General features: G+C 72.5%; 1 protein-coding gene and 1 pseudogene. Both read right to left on the minus strand.

Going from position 1 to position 2,557, the window contains the following annotated elements; genetic code table 11:
- Window positions 1-2,322: pseudogene (locus I71_RS19340) on the minus strand (Tn3 family transposase); the annotation flags it as partial.
- Between the two features lie 48 nt (window positions 2,323-2,370).
- Window positions 2,371-2,557 (minus strand): tyrosine-type recombinase/integrase (locus I71_RS36200; protein WP_148294291.1); only part of this gene is annotated, 187 nt, incomplete at its 5' end.

Raw genomic sequence — 2,557 nt, forward strand, 5'->3', positions numbered from 1 at the left:
ATGCTCGACGACAATCTGAAGGTCGATGGTGGAGCGCAGCAGCCGGTCGAGCGCGCCGTGGTCGGCCCCGCGATCGACGCGGTGGAGGACCTGGTCGGGCAGGTCCTTGAGGCGCGGCATGAAGTCGATCCCCAGCAAGGCGCACAGCCCCCACAGCTTTCCCGTGAAGCCGCCGGTGTCGGTGGTGTGCTCGCGGATGTCGAGCGCGCTGTCGTTCTCCAGGATGCCGTTGAGCACCCAACCGGCCTCGCGCGGCGCGCAGGAGATGGCCTGCGTGGCGTAGACGCTGTTCTGGTCGGCGGTGTGCGTGTACAGGGTCAGCGCGCGTTCGTAATGGCCGAAGTAGCGGGGATAGAAGGCGCCGAGCGGGCTGTCGCGCTCGATGGCGAAGCGCTGCCCATCGGAGGAGGAGCGGCGGCCGTCCCCCCAGACACGGCTCAAGGGCAAGCTGTGGTGATGGTCGACCAGGATGGTGTTGGCCGCCTTCAGTGTGGCCTCGCGCAGGAACCAGCGGCTGGTGTCCTGCAGTTGCTCGGCGGTGACGGTGTCGACGCTCTGCGCCATGGTGGCGAGGCCGAGGTTGGTGCCGTGGGCGATCAGGGCGGCGAGCAAGGGGCGATGCGGGTCGCCGCCGCGCGGCTCGTAGCCGCCCAGGGGTTGAAAGGCCGTGGTGAAGCCGCACCAAGCGTCGACCTCTTCCAGGAGATCCTCGATGCGCACCCGCGACAGGCTGGCCTTGACGGTGTCCCGCAACGCCTGCACCCGTGGCGGGATCGGCAGCGCGTCGGGCTGCCTGAGCTTCAGCTTGCCGTCGCGCACGGCGACGAAGGGGTTGCCCGGCAGGCCCGCGGCGGCGGCCTGCGCCGCCGCGTCAAGCGCGGCGGCTAGGGTGGCGAGGAAGGGCGGCGCCGTCGCCGGCAGGGCCAGGCGCCGGTACGCCGCCTCGCGGTACGTTGGCCAGAGGCGGTCGTCGTAGGTCAGGTTCCAGAAGGAGACGTGCTCGCGGTTTTCGCTCAGGTACAGGGTGCCGGCGCGCAGGGCGTCACGGATGGCCAGGGCCAGGGCGATCTCCCAAAGCCGCCGGTCGATCGCGCCGTCCGTCGCCAGGAAGGTACGCCAAGCGGCGGGCACGAAGCCGCTCGGCGCCTCCGGATCCAGGCGCGTGCGCGTGCACGCTTCCAGCGCGCGCAGCACGTTGATGGCGGCCAGCACCGCCTCGCCGCCGGGCGCGGCCTGGAACGGTAGGGCGAGGAAGGCAGGAAAGTACTGGCGCAGGAGCCCCCAGCGCGCCAGCATGGCATCGAGGTGGCCGCGCTGCTCGAGGCGGTCGAAGGCACGGCAGGCCGCCACGGTCTGGCCGCCTTCGGCCTCGGCGAGCGCCTCGATGCCACCGAGCACCCGCTCCATCCCGGCCCGGGCGCGGCGCCGGAGCTGCCCCTCGCGGGCCTTGACGGCGTTGCGGGCGCGGCGGTTCATGGCGGTGAGGAACTGGTCGTGCATCTCGACGATGCGGTCGAGCAGGGTTTTGCGACCTTCGATCAGGGTGCAGGCGACCAGCGCGTCGCGCTTGGGCCGGGCGAAGCGGCGGAGGTCGCCGGCGTCGTAGCGGCGGCCAAGCTGGCCGAGCTGGCGGACGACCGTGGGATCGATCCCGGTGAGATCGACGCCATCGCCGAGCAGGTCCTCGATCAGGCTGAGGCGGACGAGGTCGCCCTTGATGGCGGCGGCGGTCGCGCTCTTCGCCCGATCCTTCAACCGGAACAGACTGGAGCGGGCGTCGCCCTCGGGGACCTCGACGAGCAGGTCGACGGCCGCGCGCAGGCGGCCGGGCAGACGGGCGGCGACGGCGTCGAACAGGGTGGCGGTGGCGCGCGTCACTTCGGAGGCGACAAGGCGGTCCAGCGTGCCCGGGGCCGGCAGGATGATCCGCCAGCCGCGCAGGCGGTCCTCCACGCGGGCCAGCAGTTCGGCGGTGCCGCGCCCTTCCAGGGCGCCCTGGCGCAGCCAACCGCGCAGGTCGGCTTCGGCGCCGGCGTCGAAGGGCCGGAGCCCGAGGTGGCGGCGAATGCGCGCCGCCTGGTCGCGCTCGGTGGGCTCGCGGCCGGGACGGTCGAGGAACAGCACCGGCGACAGGCCGAGTTGGCGCGACAGGTGGTTGACGATGCGCAGCAGGGCCTGCCGGTAGTCGTCGAGGAAACGGCCGTAGGCGCGCAACGTGCACAGCTGCAGCGCGAAGCGGCGCCGGTGATCGTCGCCGCGGCAGCGGCCGACCTCGGCGAGGTCCGCCGGGGTCAGGCTCCAATGACGGGCGAGGTCGTCCTCGGTTCGGCCGGTAGGGCGAGGCGGGGTCCCCGGACCGGAAGCGGGGGCTCATCGATCGGCATTGAGGGGCGAGCGCTCCAGGCCGGCGGCGAGATCATCCCGCGAGGGGCGGGTGTAGAGGGCAGTGGTGTCGAGGCTCTCGTGGCCGAGCAGGCTGGCCAGCTCGACGAGCTGGCCGGGGTTGGCGCGTAGGAAGTTGAGCGCGAAGGTGTGGCGCAAGGTGTGGGCCGATACC

Origin of the sequence: Azospirillum sp. B506 (assembly GCF_000333595.1) — a bacterium.
Lineage (GTDB): Bacteria > Pseudomonadota > Alphaproteobacteria > Azospirillales > Azospirillaceae > Azospirillum.